The organism is Salipiger thiooxidans (genome assembly GCF_900102075.1).
GTDB classification, from domain to species: Bacteria; Pseudomonadota; Alphaproteobacteria; order Rhodobacterales; family Rhodobacteraceae; genus Salipiger; species Salipiger thiooxidans.
On the sequence record NZ_FNAV01000013.1, the window covers coordinates 156,491 to 174,776 of the forward strand.

The 18,286-nt window shown below is 61.1% G+C and carries 20 protein-coding genes and 1 tRNA gene; 11 read left to right on the plus strand and 10 right to left on the minus strand.

The window, feature by feature from the left end:
- The first annotated feature begins 96 nt into the window (after positions 1-96).
- Positions 97-172: transfer RNA gene (locus BLQ77_RS19540), tRNA-Lys, on the plus strand.
- Positions 173-176: 4 nt separating this feature from the next.
- Here BLQ77_RS19540 and BLQ77_RS19545 read toward each other — a convergent pair.
- The 4 genes from BLQ77_RS19545 to BLQ77_RS28475 all read right to left on the minus strand — a co-directional run bounded on the left by BLQ77_RS19545 (position 177) and on the right by BLQ77_RS28475 (position 1,708).
- Entirely contained in the window at positions 177-962 is a 786-nt protein-coding gene (locus tag BLQ77_RS19545) for a tyrosine-type recombinase/integrase (protein ID WP_089962265.1), read from the minus strand.
- Between the two features lie 105 nt (positions 963-1,067).
- On the minus strand, positions 1,068-1,295 hold the full coding sequence (locus BLQ77_RS19550; protein WP_089962268.1) for a hypothetical protein: 228 nt from the start codon (positions 1,293-1,295) through the stop codon (positions 1,068-1,070).
- Complete coding sequence (locus BLQ77_RS28865; RefSeq protein ID WP_165617153.1) at positions 1,292-1,465, minus strand: hypothetical protein; 174 nt, start codon at positions 1,463-1,465, stop codon at positions 1,292-1,294. The genes BLQ77_RS19550 and BLQ77_RS28865 overlap by 4 nt, the downstream gene beginning before the upstream one ends.
- Before the next feature lie 18 nt (positions 1,466-1,483).
- Positions 1,484-1,708, minus strand: a complete 225-nt coding sequence (locus BLQ77_RS28475) for a MerR family transcriptional regulator (protein WP_131822039.1) — start codon at positions 1,706-1,708, stop codon at positions 1,484-1,486.
- A 176-nt stretch (positions 1,709-1,884) separates the two neighbouring features.
- On the opposite strand from BLQ77_RS28475, the gene BLQ77_RS19555 reads away from it, so the two are divergent.
- The 6 genes from BLQ77_RS19555 (at position 1,885) to BLQ77_RS19575 (ending at position 8,660) form a co-directional block, all read left to right on the plus strand.
- Positions 1,885-2,319, plus strand: coding sequence for a helix-turn-helix domain-containing protein (locus BLQ77_RS19555; RefSeq protein ID WP_089962273.1), 435 nt, complete (start codon positions 1,885-1,887; stop codon positions 2,317-2,319).
- Positions 2,319-2,894, plus strand: a complete 576-nt coding sequence (locus BLQ77_RS19560) for a hypothetical protein (protein WP_089962277.1) — start codon at positions 2,319-2,321, stop codon at positions 2,892-2,894. The genes BLQ77_RS19555 and BLQ77_RS19560 overlap by 1 nt, the downstream gene beginning before the upstream one ends.
- A 6-nt stretch (positions 2,895-2,900) precedes the next feature.
- Entirely contained in the window at positions 2,901-6,347 is a 3,447-nt protein-coding gene (locus BLQ77_RS19565) for a class I SAM-dependent DNA methyltransferase (protein WP_089962280.1), read from the plus strand.
- Positions 6,344-6,943: a hypothetical protein gene (locus BLQ77_RS28480; RefSeq protein ID WP_131822040.1), complete on the plus strand. Its 600-nt coding sequence runs from the start codon at positions 6,344-6,346 to the stop codon at positions 6,941-6,943. The genes BLQ77_RS19565 and BLQ77_RS28480 overlap by 4 nt, the downstream gene beginning before the upstream one ends.
- Entirely contained in the window at positions 6,940-7,251 is a 312-nt protein-coding gene (locus BLQ77_RS19570) for a hypothetical protein (RefSeq protein ID WP_089962282.1), read from the plus strand. The genes BLQ77_RS28480 and BLQ77_RS19570 overlap by 4 nt, the downstream gene beginning before the upstream one ends.
- Before the next feature lie 185 nt (positions 7,252-7,436).
- Positions 7,437-8,660, plus strand: coding sequence for a retron St85 family RNA-directed DNA polymerase (locus tag BLQ77_RS19575; protein WP_089962284.1), 1,224 nt, complete (start codon positions 7,437-7,439; stop codon positions 8,658-8,660).
- Between the two features lie 272 nt (positions 8,661-8,932).
- On the opposite strand, the gene BLQ77_RS19585 is transcribed toward BLQ77_RS19575, so the two are convergent.
- From BLQ77_RS19585 to BLQ77_RS19605, 6 genes are all read right to left on the minus strand, one after another.
- A complete protein-coding gene (locus tag BLQ77_RS19585) occupies positions 8,933-9,118 on the minus strand; it encodes a hypothetical protein (RefSeq protein ID WP_089962287.1) in 186 nt (61 codons plus the stop codon).
- A 175-nt stretch (positions 9,119-9,293) separates the two neighbouring features.
- Positions 9,294-10,529, minus strand: coding sequence for a transcriptional regulator (locus BLQ77_RS28485; protein ID WP_131822041.1), 1,236 nt, complete (start codon positions 10,527-10,529; stop codon positions 9,294-9,296).
- Positions 10,526-10,819, minus strand: a complete 294-nt coding sequence (locus BLQ77_RS19595; RefSeq protein ID WP_089962293.1) for a type II toxin-antitoxin system HigB family toxin — start codon at positions 10,817-10,819, stop codon at positions 10,526-10,528. The genes BLQ77_RS28485 and BLQ77_RS19595 overlap by 4 nt, the downstream gene beginning before the upstream one ends.
- A 378-nt stretch (positions 10,820-11,197) precedes the next feature.
- Positions 11,198-11,500 (minus strand): hypothetical protein, encoded by a 303-nt coding sequence (locus BLQ77_RS28870; protein ID WP_165617154.1) that lies wholly within the window; start codon positions 11,498-11,500, stop codon positions 11,198-11,200.
- The gene (locus BLQ77_RS28875) at positions 11,501-12,526 is read right to left on the minus strand and encodes a helix-turn-helix domain-containing protein (protein WP_165617155.1); all 1,026 of its coding nucleotides are present in this window, start codon (positions 12,524-12,526) and stop codon (positions 11,501-11,503) included.
- A gap of 530 nt (positions 12,527-13,056) precedes the next feature.
- Complete coding sequence (locus BLQ77_RS19605) at positions 13,057-14,229, minus strand: ROK family transcriptional regulator (RefSeq protein ID WP_008885184.1); 1,173 nt, start codon at positions 14,227-14,229, stop codon at positions 13,057-13,059.
- A 193-nt stretch (positions 14,230-14,422) separates the two neighbouring features.
- On the opposite strand from BLQ77_RS19605, the gene BLQ77_RS19610 reads away from it, so the two are divergent.
- The 4 genes from BLQ77_RS19610 to BLQ77_RS19625 all read left to right on the plus strand — a co-directional run bounded on the left by BLQ77_RS19610 (position 14,423) and on the right by BLQ77_RS19625 (position 18,001).
- Complete coding sequence (locus tag BLQ77_RS19610; RefSeq protein ID WP_089962295.1) at positions 14,423-15,433, plus strand: sugar ABC transporter substrate-binding protein; 1,011 nt, start codon at positions 14,423-14,425, stop codon at positions 15,431-15,433.
- Between the two features lie 98 nt (positions 15,434-15,531).
- A complete protein-coding gene (locus BLQ77_RS19615) occupies positions 15,532-16,617 on the plus strand; it encodes an ABC transporter permease (RefSeq protein ID WP_008884732.1) in 1,086 nt (361 codons plus the stop codon).
- Positions 16,614-17,393 carry an ATP-binding cassette domain-containing protein gene (locus BLQ77_RS19620; protein WP_242661782.1) on the plus strand — a complete coding sequence of 260 codons (780 nt, stop codon included), beginning with the start codon at positions 16,614-16,616 and terminating at the stop codon, positions 17,391-17,393. Before BLQ77_RS19615 ends, BLQ77_RS19620 begins: the two co-directional genes overlap by 4 nt.
- Entirely contained in the window at positions 17,390-18,001 is a 612-nt protein-coding gene (locus BLQ77_RS19625; RefSeq protein ID WP_089962300.1) for a nucleoside/nucleotide kinase family protein, read from the plus strand. Before BLQ77_RS19620 ends, BLQ77_RS19625 begins: the two co-directional genes overlap by 4 nt.
- The last annotated feature ends 285 nt before the right edge of the window (positions 18,002-18,286 follow it).

The following is an 18,286-nucleotide window of genomic DNA, read 5'->3' on the forward strand; positions in this document are numbered from 1 at the left end:
CAGGGCCCTTTCCAGAGGCGGGACATTTTCCTGTCAGAAATCTGTAAAAGAGGGGTTGACCCCACCCGCCACACTTTCTAGAAGCGCCCGCACAGTGGGCCGTTAGCTCAGTTGGTAGAGCAACTGACTTTTAATCAGTGGGTCGCAGGTTCGAATCCTGCACGGCTCACCACTTCTCATAAATTATCCTTTCCCTGCTTGGGGTTGGTGTCAGAATTGACGAACCTCTTGGGAAGGTTCGCCAAATTGCGCTCGCCATTCGGACGGGCGACCAGTTTCTCAATCGCGGAATCGGCCATGCCTTCGCGACCTGCGGCCTCGGTGTAGCGCTGCACGAGGGCCAGTGTTTTGTGGCCTGTGACTGCGCCGATCTCATGCGCGGTGGCCCCAGCCTCGGCCAATCGGCGCGCACAGGCCTTACGTAGGCCATGAGCTGAACACTGGGGCAATTTCGCGTCTTCGGTCCATCGCTGCATGAGATTGCCCAGACCACCGGCGGAGCGCATGGTGCCCTTCTGGGTGGCCAGGAAGGGCTGGTCCTTCGGCAACCTTTCTAGAGCTTCCGCCAAGTCCGGGTGGATCGGCACGGAAACCAGCACCCCGCCAGACCGCTGCGTCTTCTGCCGCCGGTATTCGATCTTGCCATTGCGGACGTTCTTCGGCCCCAACTTCACCGCATCGACCCGCGCCGCGCCGGTGTAGAGCATCAGCGTCACCGCTGTATGCGCCAGCGTGCCGGGCTTGTGGACCTTGAAGAACTGCGCCAGCTCGTCCTCGTCCCAGGTGTGGAAACCGTCACCACCCACGCGAAACGGCTTCGTTGCCCGCGCCGGGTTGTCGCCGCGCCAATCCAGCGTGATCGCGAAATCCATCAACTGGACCAGCCGCTTGCGCAGGTTGTTCGCGGCTGTTGGGGTCTCGGCCTTCTCGGCCAGGATCGTCTGCACATGCCGCCGCTGCATGAGCCGCACCGGCTTGTCGCCATGCTCCTCCCGGAACTTCTCGACAATTCCGCGATAGACCTTCTGCGTGCTCGGCGCGAGATCGAGGAACTCCGGCGAGCGATATCAGAGCGCGACAAGCTGACTGGCGCTGTAGGGCTTGGTCCGGTCCGCCCCGATCAGCCCGCGCGTCTTGTGCCCGTTCACCGCATCCTCATACCGTCGAACGAAATCCTCCGATCCGTAGTCGCTCCCCAACTCCGCAGAAAACCCACCCTTCCGAAATCGCCAGCGCCGCTTCCCGTGTCGGTCAAAATAGGCCGTCGCGCCGGGAAACTGCTTTCGGCGTTTCATGGGCGATCCCATGGGTTGTTGATCTCGTCGGTCTGCTTCTCGGTGCTGTAGATCACGACCTTGCCGTCACGGCTGATCTCTGACCGCACGACCGGAATGCCCGCATCCCGGTACGCCTTGAGGTATCGTGTCAGTTCGCTCTGCGTCAGCGTCGCGCGGGGCATGGCCATGGTGTGTCCTTCACTCGATCAATTCGCGCCCGAGGCCGCACCCGGCCCTTCGCTCACGGCTGCTTTAACTGTGAATTTCTCGACGTATCGCTCCCAAGCACCCTTTGGGATTTTGGGATTGCGGCGACCTGGTGCGGTGAAAATGTGATCCAGCATGTCTTCGCGGATCAGGTAGCGCACGTTGGACACGGGAATGCCCACGCGCTCGGCCAGTTCCTTGGGGGTTTCAAGCAGCTTTCCCACGCTTCGCCTCCTGTCGTCGTTGCTCACGAACTGAAGCGGAAGAAATCGTTTTGCGTCCAGAATGAAACAAAACTACGCTGAAACTGCATGAATCAAGCGTATCGCCATCGTTCGTATCTATTTTTGATACAAATGACTACGAATGAGGTCAACACAAATACAAACGAAAGTTGAGCATGGCTGTTTCTGGCCTTGGACATCGCCTTGCGGCAGTACGAAATATGGCTCGCCTCTCCCAAGAGGAGATGGCGCAGGCGCTTGGCATCAGTCGAAGCGCCTATCAGAACTACGAACGTGGCCAGCGCGACCTGACGGCTCAGCTGCTTCTGGAAGTCTACGAGAAGTTCGACGTCGATCCTCTTTGGATGCTCGAAGGAGACTCCGAAGACGGAAAGAACCGCAGACATGACGAGATTGCCACCGCGTACCGCAAGATCGGGATCGCTGTTGAACGGCGCATCATGGATCGAGGCTTGAGCGTGACGCCCGAAAAGAAATGGGACGCCATCGAATTCCTGTTCGATGAGGTCCTGAATGCCGATGCATTGTCCGGCGAAAGCAGCGCTCCGGATACAACAAGAATTGACAGTGTTTTGAGGCTTGTAAGCTGATGTTGAGAGAAGAATTTTCCGACGACGTATTGAAACTTCGACCGCGCGAGCTGCGGCTCGGTCGTGACGCTGAACGTCTGCTGAATGATGTCTGCGGTACTGAGGGCGAACGCAGCAAATCTGCGCACAAAAGCCGCCTGCGCCCTGACGCGGACAGCATCAACGCGATCCGGTGTGCCGATTGCGGCCAGGTCGAATACATCTCCCGCGACTATTGTCGGTGCGGGCACTACCTCGCCGGGCAGCTGATGGACGAATTCCTGGCTTGGGAGCGAGGATTGGTCGAAACGCGTGATCGCTTGGCCGCCGCTGCCGAGGAAAAGATGAAACCGGTGCGTTGGGTTGGGGCCTGCGGTATGCCGTTCATCGTCTGGCCCCTGCTTCACAGCGTCTTCAGCGCCGGAAGCACAGCCCTTGCCATCTGGCTATGGCTGATCCCCGGCTTTGCCATCATGGGTTTCTGCGCCTTGATCGAAACCTGGATCACCGCCGCGCGTGACGCGAGCGCGCATGCGGTCGAAACTGCCACTTTCGAGCAATTCTTGTCCGAACGCGTTCCCGCACCGAGTCACTGATTTCACATGAGCAACGCCCCGCAGATCGACGCCTTCATCGCCCGCTGGAAAGACACCGGCGGCAGCGAACATGCCAATTACCAGCTCTTCGTGATCGAGCTGACCGAACTGCTGGGCCTCGACCGGCCCAACCCGGCCACCGATGACGACAGCAACGACCATTACCGGTTCGAACGGCCCGTCACCTTCGCCCACACGCACAAGCGCACCACGGGCTTCATCGACGCCTATCACGCGGGGCATTTCGTGCTGGAAACCAAGCAGGGCGTGAACCAGAAAAAGAACCGCGCCGCCGATCTTGCCAAGGGCACCGCCGCGCGCAGCCAGAAGCGGATCGGCCACGGTGTGCGGGGCACCGCCGCTTGGGACGACACCATGCTCAAGGCGCGCAACCAGGCCGACAATTACGCCCGCGCCGTGGCGCGCGAGGATGGCTGGCCACCCTTCCTGATGATCGTCGACGTCGGCCATGTGATCGAGCTTTATGCCGACTTCTCGAAACAGGGGCAGGGCTACAACCAGTTCCCGGATGGCAACCGCTATCGCATCTATCTCGACGATCTGCGCAAGGACGACATCCGCGACCTGCTCTGCACGATCTGGACCAATCCCTACAGCCTCGACCCCTCGCTCAAGGCTGCCGAGGTTACCCGTGACATCGCCGCTCACCTGGCCGAATTGGGCAAAAGCTTCGAAGGGCAGGGCCACGACAGCGAAACCGTCGCCCGCTTCCTGATGCGGTGCCTTTTCTCGATGTTTGCCGAAGATGTAGACCTGATCCCGCGCGGCAGCTTCACCGAACTCCTGCACAAACTGCGTTGCCATCCGGAACACGCCCAACCCGCCCTCAAGGGGCTGTGGGAGACGATGAACACCGGCGGCTTCTCTCAGGTCCTGATGCAGGACCTCAAGCGCTTCAACGGCGGCCTCTTCCGCGATGCTGACGCGCTCCCCCTCAACAACCTGCAACTCGGCCTGCTGATCGAGGCGGCGGAGGCCGACTGGAAACAAGTCGAACCGGCGATCTTCGGCACGCTCCTCGAGCGAGCGCTCGACAAGCGCCAGCGCCACAAGCTGGGCGCGCACTACACCCCGCGCGCCTATGTGCAGCGCCTTGTCACGCCTACCATCATCGTACCCCTGCGCGAGGATTGGCGCGACGTGCAGACCGCCGTGCAGCGCCTGACCGAGGACGGCAAGACCGACGAGGCGTTGAAGCTAGTCCGCGACTTCCACGCCAAGCTCTGCGAGACCACCGTGCTCGACCCCGCCTGCGGCTCGGGCAACTTCCTCTATGTCGCGCTAGAGATGATGAAGCGGCTTGAGGGCGAGGTCACGTCGCTCATGTTCGAACTGGGTGATACGCGCCCGTTGATCACAGTGGACCCGCACCAGTTTCTGGGGATCGAGCTGAACCCCTGGGCCGCCAACGTGGCCGAGCTGGTGCTGTGGATCGGCTACCTGCAATGGCACTACCGCACCCATGGCACCGCCGCCCCGTCCGAGCCTGTGTTGCGCGACTTCAAGAACATCCGCAACGCCGATGCGGTTCTGGAATGGTCCGACAGCACCCCGCGCATGGATGCCGACGGCAACCCCGTCACCCGCTGGGATGGCGTTACCACCATGCGCCATCCCGTGACGGGGCAGGAGGTGCCGGACCCCGCCGCGCGGGTGCAGGTCTTTGACTATGCCAAGCCGAAACCGACCCAATGGCCCCGCGCGGAGTTCATCGTCGGCAACCCACCGTTCATCGGACTGCGGAACATTCGCAAAGCCTATGCAGACGGCTATCTGGAGGCGCTGCGTGGCGCTTATCCAAAGGTCCCGGAAAATGCCGACTACGTCATGTATTGGTGGGAAAAAGCGGCGCTCGCTGCGCGTGGATTTGACCGCTCCAAAAACAAGGGGACACGCCGCTTTGGGCTGATCACGACAAACTCGATCAAACAGAGTTTCAACCGAGCTGTTACTTCGCTTCACATGGGTGACACGAAGACGCCTCTCTCCCTTCTTTTCGCGATACCAGACCACCCGTGGATCGACGCAACCGATGGTGCGGCAGTTCGTATTGCTATGTCGGTTGGAGCAAAGGGGCGACGGGAAGGACGGCTGGTCGAGGTCGTCAAAGAAGTTGAGGGCGGCAGCGAGAACGAAGGGGCCATATGTGAATTCGCAACCAGCACCGGAACGATCTATCCTGATTTCAGGCTTGGGGCAGACCTCCTATCGGCTAAGCCTTTACATGCGATGGATGGCCTAGCCTGCGTTGGGTATCAGCTTACTGGAAAAGGTTTTTTGATCGAACCGGCCGATGCCAAAGCCATGGCATCCAAAGAACCCCAGTCAGAGCAGCTACTGAAGCCATGGCTTGGCGGTCTCGGTATACAGCGTCGTCAAGATGCCATGATTGCTATCGACGTTTGCCATCTCGATGTCGCTTCAGTTCGTGCCTCGAACCCAGTCATCTATCAGCACCTGTCGGACAACGTGCTGCCAGAGCGAAAAGAGAATTCGAGGAAATCCGTTCGTGAACGGTGGTGGGTTTACGGTGAGGCGAGAAATACCTTTCGGCCTGCGTTGCAGGCTATAGATCGAATGATCGTAACCTCACTGACGGCTTCAAATCGGATTTTTGTTTTCGCTCCGTCAACCACCATCGCTGACAGCACGACGGTCATGTTTGCTCTTAATGCCGGTGAACACCTGGCCTTGATGTCGTCGCGACTGCATGTCGTTTGGGCAACGAACGCCGGCGCGCGCCTCGGCGTCGGCAACGATCCTCGTTACAACAAATCAAGGTGCTTCGACCCCTTCCCTTTCCCAGACCTCACCGACGACCAGCGCACCCGCCTCCGCGCCTTGGGTGAAGAGCTCGACGCACATCGCAAGCGCCAGCAGGCCGCGCACCCCAAGCTGACCCTAACCCAGATGTACAACGTGCTGGAAAAGCTCCGCGCCGGAGAGACTATCGAGGGCAAAGACCGCGAAATTTATGATCAGGGCCTGATCGGTATCCTCAAGGACCTGCACGACCAGATCGACGCCGCCGTGGCCGAGGCCTATGGCTGGCCCGTGGACCTGAGCGACGAAGACATCCTCTTCCGACTCGTCGCGCTGAACAAGGAACGCGCCGAGGAAGAGGCGCGCGGCCACATCCGCTGGCTCCGCCCGGACTACCAGAACCCCGAAGGCCGCGTGGCCGCGAAGGGCAAGACCAAGGACATGGACCTTGGGGTTACAGCCAAGATCGAAAAAGCCCCCTGGCCCAAAACCCTCCCCGACCAGATCGCCGCCGTCCGCGAAGCGCTCTCTGAGATGGGCGAAGCTACTCCTGAGCAAATCGCCCGCCGTTTCATGCGTGCGCGGACAAACTCCGTGCAGCCGTTGCTGGATAGCCTTGCGGCATTGGGACAGGCCGAAAAGGTCGAAGAGGGGAGGTATGCGGCGTGACAGGAAACATTCCGCCATTGCCCGTCGAGCGTTTGCTTGATGAAGAACTCCTCAGAAATGCGCAAAGGGCATCCGGCTTGGAACGGGTGGCCTTCTTGGCCGGGCCGTTCATTAAAACAGACAAGGCACCTCGAAAGACCTCGCGTAACACCGCGGCGGTGTTGCGCTATTTCCTTTTCCACCAGCTCACGAATGCTGGCTGGCAAGTAACGCTGGGTGAGTATGAGAAATTGATTGGTGCAACTGCACCATTACTTGGCGATCAAAACAATGCAGCCCTGGCCGAGTTCGATCACGCAAAATCGCGCAGAACCGACGCCGTAGTAATGCTGCCAAGCAGCCCCGGAAGCTTCCTTGAACTTGGATCGTTTTGCCATGACGAAGACATCTGCAGAAAGATGCTGGTCATCGTTGATGCTCAGTATCAAACCCACGAAAACTACATGAACACGGGGCCCATCATTGAAGCAAAAGAGAACGGCGCCAACGTCGAATTCATTGATTACGCGGACAAAGACCTTTGCTGGACCCACGTTGAGCCTTTTGTAACCGCTCGCGCCAGGAGAAGAGCCGCCAGAAGGATAACTGGACGATGAAAACCATTGACCCGCTCTTTGCCTACCTTTCGATCTTGGCTGTTATTCAGCCCGCGAGAATTCAGGATATCGAAGAATTCTCATCCAAACTGTTGGGGAAGGAGCTTTCCAACTGGCTAAGTGAAAACGAAAAACTGCGCGAAGCGCACTTGGACGCCAGAGAGAATGGTTTGGTCACAGCGGTTAGGCGCGGTGTGTATTTCATGACACCTAAGGGCAAGCAGGTTGTGCGTCGTGAAGGCCTTGAGCGCTCCATCGACAACCGGCGTTTGTTCTTGATGAAAGCCCAGCGTAGGAGGTACAAGTAATGTGCGAGTTGGTATCGCGTTCAGCTTGTTCGCTGCTTCGGCGAGCCGTTGTTCAGGTTTGGTTTGAAGGGGCTCGCGGCCTAAGTCCAAGAGGCATTTTGCCCAAGGTCTCGGCCAAAATGCCTCTTGGACTTAGGCCGCGCGCTCAAGGCAGTCTTCACTTCAGAGACTGGAAGTTGCTGTAGATGCCAACTCGCTCATACTACTTCCCCAGAGACTTTGCGCACCTAGAGGAAATCCTTCGGGCGGAACCAGGTGGTTTTCCTGACGACGAAACTGCCCGCTTCCGTGAGCTTGGGCTGCCGCCGATACCGACAACGGGTGCATTGCCGCTGTTCCTCGGAATCAGCCCGAAGACTATTTTCTCAATCCGCCGTCGGCCCAGGAAGCACTATCGTTCTTTTCCTTTAAAGAAGAAGGATGGCACCAAGCGCGACATCGATACACCACGGACCTACCTCAAGGTCATCCAGTGGTGGATCTTGGACAACATCCTGAACCATGTGGAGATCGCTGAGAACGTCTTCGGTTTTGTGGCTGGTCGAAGCGCGGTCCAGAATGCCAAGTACCATCTTGGCGCAAAGCATGTGCTCAATGTCGATATCCGGCAGTTTTTCCCATCGATCACGATTGACCAGGTGCGTGAAATTTTTGTCTCGCTCGGCTACAAGGAAGATGTAGCGGAAATGTTGGCAGAGTTGTGCTGCCTAGATGACCGTGTACCGCAAGGCGCGCCGACAAGCCCGGCCATTGCCAATTTGGTTCTGCGCGGACTAGATGAGCAGCTGTCACATTTGGCCAAAGAGGCTGGCCACCGATACTCGCGATATGCGGACGATCTCACGTTCAGTTCACAGCAACGAGTTGAACCGGCATTTCTCGATTCAGTGCAGCAAGCAGTTGAACAAGCAGGGTTCGAGCTGAAGCCGGAGAAAACCAGGTTTTCTGGATTCGAAGGACGCATGGAGGTCACGGGTGTTGTCATCAACGACAAGATGCAGCCACCTCGTGCTTGGCGCAAACGCACAAGGGCGAAGCTTCACAAGCTTGGGTTGGCTCCTCGTCTGACTAGACAACAGCTGGCGTTCTTACATGGAATAGTCGGTATGGCTGCACAATTCCAAGATAGCGTACAGATGCAAAGGCTTTCTGCCGAAGCCAATGCCCTAATCGAGATAAAGGCGCAAACTGTGGTTAGACACAGCCCGCAACCAATACTCCCGAACGGGCTTACTGTTCGCCAGGCTGAAGCCTTGGCTATGCTCGGCCCGAGACGAACTAACGCGGAAATCGCTGCGCGACTCGGGACCAGCGAGGCAGCGATAAAGAAGAGGCTACAGGAGGCATTCCGGAAGATTGGGGCTGCAGACAGAAATGGCGCACACCGATGGGCGGTAAAGCATCTTTGAGAGCACCAGCTTTCCGGTGTGCCAGATTCCAATTCCAGGGAACCGAAGTGACAAGCGGCGCGACCCAAATTACTTGGCCGCACCGCCATTGTTATCTTTGCCGCCGGTGTTTTGTTGGATCCACCAGGCGATACTTCTGTCCCGTCTGCTCTGGAGGCGGAAGAGGTTCATTGCGTGTGACCGTCCGTTCGACCCCGGTTCCACCACCACGAGGACCGGTGATTTCATACTGCCCGGAACGCGGCGCTTTTTGACCTGGCTTGAGAAGCTTGTCAGACATGAGACGCCTCCGGTGCTGCAGGGGGCACATTTGCAAAGCGCTTTCCGGTCGCGATCTCGCTGATGCGCCCCTGATTGAGATCGAAGTCGGCAGCGATCCGATGCTGAAAATCGCCCTTCGCAAGGCGAGCCTTGATGATCGACACCTGCTCAGGCGTCAGAGTTTTGATAGTAGCCATCCGGCGTACTCCTTGGCGCTTGTTAAAACATTTGCCCTGGAGTTCCGAACCGTCTATCCCTTGCTTACCACCACAAGAGCGCTTCGGTCTCCGGAGCCACGACGAAGAGGGTGCGCCTGTATCTTTTCGACGTGTTGTGAAAGCGGGGACGCCTTGCCGGGCGCCCCCGCTAAACTCAGCAGATTGAATCCTCCATCAGCAATGGACGAACCTGTTTCGCGCCAACGAACTGCGAAAGTAGCCTGTAGTTCTGCTTCTCGTGGCGTATGCGGCCTGCGACGATGGCAGGATGAACCTTTGCTTGCCGCGAAAGGGAGATAACGTTCTGCACACTGGGGCTAGAGCGCACTGGATGGCCGTCCCACAGCTCCGAGGGAATAAGGGCTTCTTGCGCCCACTCGTCAGCCTCCTGTTCGCGGATATCATCTCGTTCATGGTTCCGCTCACGAAGTTGCAGATCGTCAATGAAGACCTCGCCGTCTCCATTGTTGAAGTGCCGTCCCAAGTGGGCCAGTTCATGAAGTAGGCAGAACCAGAAATTATCCAGACGATCATATCGGATCGTCATGCCCACAACTGGAACACTATCCACTGTCCAAAGTGCTGCGCCGTCCAAATAGGTCTTTGGCAGGTGCGAAGCGACAACAAGCGCGATGCCATGCTTGGCCAGTCTTTCCTGGGCGAGCTTTGGACCCTCGTCAAATTCACTCAAGCGGGCCAAGTCACGGAGAAAATCTTGGTCGATAGTTCCTTGTTCATAGACACCTTCCAGCCCCGCTTGCCGTGCTTTGCAAAGAATGTGCAGGCACCAAGCTTGTAAAGCATGAACATCCGTTTTGGCGTTGGCTCGTGAACCTCCGCCTTGGCGGAACAAAGCCTGTGGCAGCGCTTGCTGCCCCCCAACGCACGCGACCATCTTCTGCACGATTTCTTCGGTGCGATCCTTGATGTCTGCTGTTTTCTTGATCCAGCCTAGTTTGGCCATTTGCATCACAGGAAAACGCTCGAAATCAATCCCCGCCGGAGCGGTCGGCAGAGCGCCACCATCTCGTATCAGCACATCGGCCGGAATGCCCAAATGTTCATTCAAAGCCCGGATCATCTTGAGAGTCAGGCTTCGTTTTCCACTCAGAACTTCCGATGCCTTTGCGCGGCTTCCAAAGATTGGGGCCAGGTCGCTCTGATTCATGTCGAGCTGCTGCATGCGGAACTTGATTGCTTCGATTGGATCTGGAGCGTCCATTGGAAAGTGACGATCTTCGTAGACCTCGATCAGTGTCGCCAGCACATCAAGTTCATCATCTTCTGCTTCGGAGCGATCAAGGTCCATTAGCGCTTCAACACGGGCAAGTGCAGCGGTGTAATCCTGCTCGGAATGAATTGGCCGAATATGATGCTCGTACATAGTCATACTTCCTCCGCGTCGATTTGATCATATTCCTCGTGAGTTCCGAGGAACCGAACAAAGCCAATACCCTTCTCGTAGTCGAACCTGACAATCAGTCGATATTTGTTGCCACAAATATTGAAGACCACTCGTCCGCCCTTCAAAATGCTTGCGTTGCGATACTGCGCTTTGACCTCGGCTGGCGTTTTCCAGTTCGCGCGATGCGCTTCTGCCCACCAAACATCCAGCTGCGACTTCGAGTCTGGGATGCGTTTGGAAAAGGCAATCAACTTCGGTCGGGCAATGATTCTCATCGTTTATCTAGTCCAACGTTCCCGTGCGGTCAAGTTATACATCGCTCCCTATGCGGGAGCAGATACCAGATTCGTGCCTCGGCGGCAAGTTCGGCAGTGAAGGGAGTTTCTTGATCCACTCTTGATGCCGATGTCTACAATGGCGCAGAATACAACCTAAGGGCAACGCTCAGTACTAAGTTTTGAGATGTGCTAGCTGGGAAAACACTAAATCTCGTTCTATTCGCCTTTGATCACTTCTTGATTGTCTATGCCGCACGCGCCGTGAACGCGCGATCAGCCAACCTGTAGCATGGCAAATGGCGCGGACCTGCCAATCTGTAGCTTGGCAACACCTTCAATGCGTCAGCCCCCGATCCATCTCTCGCTCCCGCGCCTCTAGCTCTGTCTCAGCCTCTCTTCGGCGTCCCTCGCTAAGCTCAAGCTCTCGTTCAACTTCGCGTCCAGCGCGTTGTAGGTGGCCTCTTCGCTCAGCAAGCCACGCAACGCCTGCATTGACGCGATCTGCGAGCGTATGAGCAACGTCGCGCAGGCCGCGATACCATCCAACTGGGCTTGCAGCCTCTTCGTCGAGCGCGCTTCCAAGCCGCTCAATTCCTGCGCTGAGGTTTCGCAGGCCGTCACCAACCGCTCGACGCAGGCGAGCAAGTCGCGCTCCAAGGCTGTCAGGGGTGCCGTCATCTATCTCTCCTCGACCTTGATGCAGATAACCGGCGTCCCTGCCAGCGTGCAGGTCTTCAGCTCCGTCCTGTCGGGGTCCAAGGTCAGCCAGGTCTGCTCCCCCTGATCGATCCGCGTCAGGCCCAGTTCCGTCAACTCCGAGCGCGCCAGCATGGACGTCCAGAACCAGCTCGCGGCCATCATCGAGGCGATCTCCCCCACGGTCGGGGCAACGTCCTGCGGAAGACGTAACGCACGCTGCATCTGACGCGGTGCAAAGGACGCGATGCGGGGTGCTGAAAGCGCGGTGCATTCGCCATCCTGCGCCTGACGGATGACATCCCGCAGAAGACGCAGTTGCGCTTGCCATTCCGCGCTGTCCACCGGGGCCGGTGTCCGGGCCGGAAGCCAGAAGCCCAGGTGATGCTCGTGCGGTGAAAGGGGCAGGCTGCGTTCCAGCGTGGTCATCCCTTCCCGGGCCAACCGTGCATCCCAGTCCCGGACAAAACAGATGCCCCTCGGGACAAACACCAGGTCCGGGCGCGTTCCGCCGGATTGCCCTTCATCGGGCAAATCTGGCGCGGACGCGCGCCCCTGTTCTTTTCTAAGTTCTTGTTCTCTGTTCGGGGGGCGATCCTGTCCCCCTTTGCTGGACAGGTCTGCCCCGCTTTGCGGACAGGATTGTCCCCCTTTGGCACGGCTAAGCGGGACAACCTTGTCCCCCTCCCGGCGGCGATCCGTGGCCCGTTTCAGGGCCGCTTCGGTCGGGCGGTAGCGCGAGGATTTCCCCTTATTGGTCCCGCGCTCCACGGTCATGTAACCCGCCGCCTCGACCTTGTTCAGCGCTCGTTTGACCGACTTGGCGTGCTTGCCGATAGCTGCGCCGATGGTCTCGAAGGAGGGGCGGCTCTCGCCGGTTTCGTGATCGGCATGCGCCAGTGCCAGGTAGAGGGCCACGCGCAAGGCGTTGTCGTCCAGGTCGTGGTCGGTGACCATCTCCAGCAGGTATTGCAGCTTGATCTTGCAGAAGGGCAGAATCTCAGACATCGACCCCTCCCGCGATTGCGATCACAGGCGCGATCTGGTATCCAACCTGCGCAAACTTTTCGATTTGGCCGTTGACGCGGGTGCCAGCCCAGTCAGCGGCCTTTCGGTTTCTGGGGCCCCTGAAACGGTTCGCCAGAGGCCCGAAAAGCCCAATCAAATCAAGGGGTGGGTTTCTTCGGTTCGCCAGCGCAAGCCGTTGATTTCCCTCACCCCGCATAGTCCTGCACGGCTCACCACTGAACACCAGATCTTCTTTCGTAAGAAAGACTTGGTGTTGAGTGTGGAGGACTTCTCAGGAAGACTTGCCACACTTGATCCTTCATACCGACATAGAGCGCCGCCTTCGGGCGAGCATTGGCACATGAATGCGCCGCGCACGCCGTCTTGTGCTCTGGACGACCGAGCCTGTACTTGGCGTCGAGGCCGGTGAGTCGCGGTTCAATAGCCGTTGCTGCGGTCCAGAGGCATCGTGGAGCGAGTCGCTTCAGGGGCCCGCTCTACGCGACAGCACCCAGCACGCTTTGCCCCGCCTAGAACTCGAAGAACTTCGCCATCGCCGGGGCCGTTGCGGCGCCGATGACGCGGGCGTTGCCGCCGACTGCCGCCTCCTCGATAGAAGGCGCCGTGAGGCCACGCAGGTCGAGATGGGCGAGTTCCGCGCGGGTGGCGGCAACGAGTCGGGCGCGGACGTCGGTCGGTAAGGCGCCATCGATCAGCACCACGGGGAAGTCGATCACCGCACAGACCGCCCGCGCGGCGTCGGCCAGCGCGCGGGCGGAGCGCGCGATCCAGAGGTCGAGCGCGGGGCCGAGCCCAGACCAGTCCTGCGGCTGGTGCCAGAGCGCGCCCGCTGGCACGCCCGCCCCGGTCAGCGCGTTCTCGAGCAGGTAGAGCGAGGCCTCGTCGATCAGCGCCGCCGTGCCGCCCTCCTGCCCGCGGACGCGGATCGCGCCGAAGGCGCCGGCGTTGCCCTTCAGCCCCTCGACCACGCTGCCATTCAGCGCCACACCGCCGCCCACGAAGGAGCCGATGAAGAAATACGCGTAGTCCGTCAGGTCGAGCCCCCGGCCGAACACGTGCTCGGCACGACAGGCGGCGGTGGCGTCGTTGACCTGGAACAGCGGCAGGTCCGAGAACGCGGCGACCTCGGCTGCGAAATCTACGCCGCTCCAGACCGAGAAGTCGGCCGGAGCGCCCAGCACGTCGACCCAGCTCCAGATCTCGGCCGGGGCGGCGACGCCGATCCCGGCAAGGCGGGCGCGCTGGTGCGGGGTCAGGGACAGCGACAGCTCGTCCATCCCCTCGCGCAGATAGGCGAAGATCTCGGCGGGCATCGGGTAGCGATAGGTGAGCTGGCTCTGGCCCAGCACCCGCCCCGACAGGTCCAGCACCGCGAGATCGGCCGACCGCCGCCCCAGTTTCATCCCGAAGGAGAGCGCGCCGTCCGGGTCGATCTGCATCGGGATCGAGGGTTTCCCCACCCGCCCCCGCTGCGGCGCACCACGGCGCAGGAATCCGTCGTTCTCGAGCTTGCGCAGGATGTTGGACACGGTCTGCGGCGAGAGCGCCGTCAGCTTGGCGATCTCGGCGCCCGGCAAGCCACCGCCACGGCGCACCAGCGACAGGATCAGGCGCTCGTTATGTGCGCGGACCCCGATCTGATTGACGCCGGAACGCGCGCCGATGCGGTCATTGCCATCCATGAGAGATCCTCCAATGGCCCATTGCCTAGCAGGCCCCATATGGGCGTGCCAGTCAATAAATAAATCAAATGGATTTACTTATTGACCGAAGCCGGGAATCGCGGCAGTTTGGGCCACGATCCGCTTGGAGGAGCGGAGGCGCCGACGACCTGCCGAAGGGGCAGGCGGCGCGTGACCTTAAGGGAGGATGACGATGAAGACGTTGTTTGCAGGTTCAGCCCTGGCTTTGGTTCTCTGTGCGGGAACGGCCTATGCCGAAGACACTTCGGCCTGCCTGATCACCAAGACGGACACCAACCCGTTCTTCGTGAAGATGAAGGAAGGCGCCAGTGCCAAGGCCGATGAGCTGGGCATCGAGCTCAACACCTATGCCGGCAAGATCGACGGCGACGTCGAGACCCAGGTGGCCGCGGTCGAAAGCTGCATCGCCGCCGGTGCCAAGGGCATCCTGATCACGCCCTCGGACAGCCGGGCCCTGGCCCCGGTGGTCGGCAAGGCCCGCGAGGCCGGCCTGCTGGTGATCGCGCTCGACACCCCGTTCGAGCCCATCGACGCGGCCGACGCGACCTTTGCCACCGACAACTTCCTTGCCGGCGAGCTGATCGGCAAGTGGGCCGCCGCCAAGATGGAGGACCCCTCCAAGGCCAAGATCGCACTGCTCGATCTGAACCCCTCGCAGGTTTCGGTCGATTACCTGCGCGACAACGGCTTCCTCAACGGCTTCGGGATCGACATCAAGGATCCCACCAAGATGGGTGACGAGGACGATCCCCGCATCGTCGGCAACGACGTGACCAACGGCAACGAGGAAGGCGGCCGCACCGCGATGGAGAACCTTCTGCAGAAGGATCCCGAGGTGAACCTCGTCTACACCATCAACGAACCCGCGGCCGCCGGCGCCTACGAGGCGCTCAAGGCCGTGGGGCTCGAGGGCCAGGCGCTGATCGTCTCGGTCGACGGCGGCTGCCCGGGCGTGCGCAACGTCGAGGCCGGAGTGATCGGTGCCACCTCGATGCAGTTCCCGCTCAAGATGGCGTCAATGGGCATTGAGGCGATCAAGGCCTTCGCCGACAGCGGCGAGAAGCCCCAGGCGTCCGAAGGGCTCGAGTTCACCAACACCGGCGTCGAGCTGGTCACCGACCAGCCGGTCGACGGCATCCCCTCGATCACCTCGCAAGAGGCGCTGGAGAAGTGCTGGGGCTGAGCCCCCCGCGGCCGGTACGGCGCTCCTGATGCCGCCGGTCTGCCCGAGGGGCGGCACGCGCCCCCCGGGTCCCCTCCCCTTCAACAGATGAGGCCGCCATGAGCGAGACCATCCCGCCAACGCGACGTTCCGCGCAGGACTTCGAGACGGCTGTCGACAGCGCGGACCGCCGCGTCGCAGCCTTCGATCCGCACCGCCGCGGCCCCGTCGAGAAGCTGCAGCACGTGCTGCATTCCAATCCGACGCTGGTGCCGGTGATCGTGCTTCTGGGCGCGGTCGCGGTCTTCGGCGTGGTGTCCGGGTCGAAGTTCTTCTCGGCCTTCAACCTCACGCTGATCATGCAGCAGGTGTCTATCATCGGCATCCTCGCCGCCGCCCAGTCGCTGATCGTGCTGACCGCGGGCATCGACCTTTCGGTCGCGGCGATCATGGTGCTGATGTCGGTCATCGCGGGCAACCTCGCGGTCTATTCCGGCGTGCCCGCCTTCCTCGCGCTGATCATCGCCTTCGTGGGCGGCACCGCGGCGGGGATGTTCAACGGCTTCCTCGTCACCCGGGTGAAACTGCCGCCCTTCATCACCACGCTGGGCACCTGGTCGATCTTCTACGCGCTCAACCTCTGGCTCTCGGGCGCGCAATCCATCCGCAGCCAGGACATCGACTCCGCCGCGCCCCTGCTGAAGGTCTTCGGCGAGACCATCGCCATCGGTCCGGCCCGGATCACCTACGGCTCTATTCTGATGGTGCTGGTGTTTCTCGTGCTCTGGTACATGCTGAACCGGACCGCCTGGGGCCGCCACGTCTACGCGGTGGGCGACGACGCCGAGGCGGCCGAGCTCGCCGGCATCCGCACCGGCCGCACCCTGATGTCGGTCTACGCACTGGCGGGCTTCGTCTGCGGCATCGCGGCCTGGGCCTCGATCGGCCGCGTCGGCTCGATCTCGCCCCAGGCTTTCTACGAGGGCAACCTGCAGTCGATCACCGCCGTGGTCATCGGGGGCATCTCGCTCTTCGGCGGACGCGGCTCGATCCTCGGTGCTCTCTTCGGCGCGCTGATCGTCGGTGTCTTCCAGTCGGGGCTGCGCCTCGCGGGGGTCGACGTGCTCTGGCAGGTCTTCGCCATCGGCTGGCTCATCATCATCGCGGTCGCCATCGACCAATGGATCAGAAAGGTCTCGGCATGAACGCTCCCATTCTTTCCGCCCGCGGGCTGCAGAAACGCTACGGCCGGGTCACCGCGCTCAACGATTGCGACTTCGACCTTTACCCCGGCGAGATCCTCGCGGTGATCGGCGACAACGGGGCGGGCAAGTCCTCGCTGATCAAGGCGCTCTCAGGCGCGATCCGGATCGACGCGGGCACCATCACGCTCAACAACGAGGAGGTCCATTTCTCCTCGCCGCTGCAAGCCCAGGAGGCAGGCATCGCCACGGTCTACCAGACCCTCGCGCTATCGCCTGCGCTCTCCATCGTCGACAACATGTTTATGGGCCGCGAGATCCGGGCCGAGGGCATCGCCGGGCGCTGGCTGCGCAAGCTCGACCACGGCAAGATGCGCGAAATCGCCCGCGAGAAGCTCTCCGAACTCGGGCTGATGACCATCCAGAACATCGACCAGCCGGTCGAGACGCTCTCGGGCGGCCAGCGGCAGGGCGTGGCGGTGGCGCGGGCGGCGGCCTTCGGCTCGAAGGTCATCATCCTCGACGAGCCCACGGCGGCGCTGGGGGTCAAGGAGAGCCGAAAGGTGCTGGACCTGATCCAGGACGTGCGGGCGCGGGGCATCCCGATCATCCTGATCTCGCACAATATGCCACACGTGTTCGAGGTCGCCGACCGCATCCACGTGCACCGGCTGGGGCGCCGTCTCTGCACCGTGGCGCCCGACGACTGCACCATGTCGGACGCGGTGGCGCTGATGACCGGGGCCAAGGCCCCTCCCGGCGAAAGCATCGCTGCATGAGCTCAGTCGATGCCGGCCAGTTGCTGAGCATCCTGATCGAGGCGGCGCGGTCCTCCCCGCGCTGCCTCGTGGCGCTTGCAGGCCCTCCGGCGGTGGGCAAGTCGACGCTCGCCGAACGTCTGGCTCTGGGACTCGGGCCCGTGGCGCAGGTGATCCCGATGGACGGTTTCCACCGCGACAACGACTGGCTCGAGGCCCACGGCCTGCGCGCGCGCAAGGGTGCGCCGGAGACCTTCGATGCCGAGGCCTTCGTGGCGCTGGTCCGCGAGATCCGCGCCGGTGCCTCGCCCGCCTACCCGCTCTTCGACCGCACCGCCGACCGCACGCTGCCCGGCGCCGGCCAGGTCGATCCCGCCGCCCGCGTGCTGATCTTCGAGGGCAACTACCTCCTGCTGGACCGCGCGCCCTGGCACGACCTCGCCCCGCTCTGGGACATCACCGTTTCGCTGGCGATCGACGAGGAGATGCTGACTCGCCGACTCGTCCAACGCTGGCTGGACCATGGGCTGAGCGCATCGGAAGCCCTCGCGCGCGCCGAAAGCAACGACCTGCCGAACGGGCGGGCGGTCCTGCGAGAGAGCCGAAGGGCGGATTACCAGCTGGTGTGATCCGACACGCGGGCTGCCTTCGGGAAGGCGTGGCTGGGCGAGAGCGAGCCGGATCTCGGTCGGATCTGAACGGTTCTCTGATGCACATCGGCCTCGGCGGCACGATGTCGGCCCTCTGGCAACCCAGGTTGCGGAGGCCCCAGAGCCGACCGTCCTGCGGATGCACCCGAGCCTCGGCGATCTCTACCGCCAGAAGATCGGCGATCTGGTCAATGCCCTGTCAGACCCCGCAGTTCGGATCCCGGCCGCCGAGGCGATGCGGGCCCTGATCTCCGGGATCCGGAT

Coding starts and splice junctions, on each gene's coding strand:
- BLQ77_RS19545 (WP_089962265.1), bottom strand. CDS start 962: ATGCAGCGGCGGCATGTGCAGACGATCCTGGCCGAGAAGGCCGAGACC.
- BLQ77_RS19550 (WP_089962268.1), bottom strand. CDS start 1,295: ATGAAACGCCGAAAGCAGTTTCCCGGCGCGACGGCCTATTTTGACCGA.
- BLQ77_RS28865 (WP_165617153.1), bottom strand. CDS start 1,465: ATGGCCATGCCCCGCGCGACGCTGACGCAGAGCGAACTGACACGATAC.
- BLQ77_RS19555 (WP_089962273.1), top strand. CDS start 1,885: ATGGCTGTTTCTGGCCTTGGACATCGCCTTGCGGCAGTACGAAATATG.
- BLQ77_RS19560 (WP_089962277.1), top strand. CDS start 2,319: ATGTTGAGAGAAGAATTTTCCGACGACGTATTGAAACTTCGACCGCGC.
- BLQ77_RS19565 (WP_089962280.1), top strand. CDS start 2,901: ATGAGCAACGCCCCGCAGATCGACGCCTTCATCGCCCGCTGGAAAGAC.
- BLQ77_RS19570 (WP_089962282.1), top strand. CDS start 6,940: ATGAAAACCATTGACCCGCTCTTTGCCTACCTTTCGATCTTGGCTGTT.
- BLQ77_RS19575 (WP_089962284.1), top strand. CDS start 7,437: ATGCCAACTCGCTCATACTACTTCCCCAGAGACTTTGCGCACCTAGAG.
- BLQ77_RS19585 (WP_089962287.1), bottom strand. CDS start 9,118: ATGGCTACTATCAAAACTCTGACGCCTGAGCAGGTGTCGATCATCAAG.
- BLQ77_RS28485 (WP_131822041.1), bottom strand. CDS start 10,529: ATGACTATGTACGAGCATCATATTCGGCCAATTCATTCCGAGCAGGAT.
- BLQ77_RS19595 (WP_089962293.1), bottom strand. CDS start 10,819: ATGAGAATCATTGCCCGACCGAAGTTGATTGCCTTTTCCAAACGCATC.
- BLQ77_RS28870 (WP_165617154.1), bottom strand. CDS start 11,500: ATGACGGCACCCCTGACAGCCTTGGAGCGCGACTTGCTCGCCTGCGTC.
- BLQ77_RS28875 (WP_165617155.1), bottom strand. CDS start 12,526: ATGTCTGAGATTCTGCCCTTCTGCAAGATCAAGCTGCAATACCTGCTG.
- BLQ77_RS19605 (WP_008885184.1), bottom strand. CDS start 14,229: ATGGATGGCAATGACCGCATCGGCGCGCGTTCCGGCGTCAATCAGATC.
- BLQ77_RS19610 (WP_089962295.1), top strand. CDS start 14,423: ATGAAGACGTTGTTTGCAGGTTCAGCCCTGGCTTTGGTTCTCTGTGCG.
- BLQ77_RS19615 (WP_008884732.1), top strand. CDS start 15,532: ATGAGCGAGACCATCCCGCCAACGCGACGTTCCGCGCAGGACTTCGAG.
- BLQ77_RS19620 (WP_242661782.1), top strand. CDS start 16,614: ATGAACGCTCCCATTCTTTCCGCCCGCGGGCTGCAGAAACGCTACGGC.
- BLQ77_RS19625 (WP_089962300.1), top strand. CDS start 17,390: ATGAGCTCAGTCGATGCCGGCCAGTTGCTGAGCATCCTGATCGAGGCG.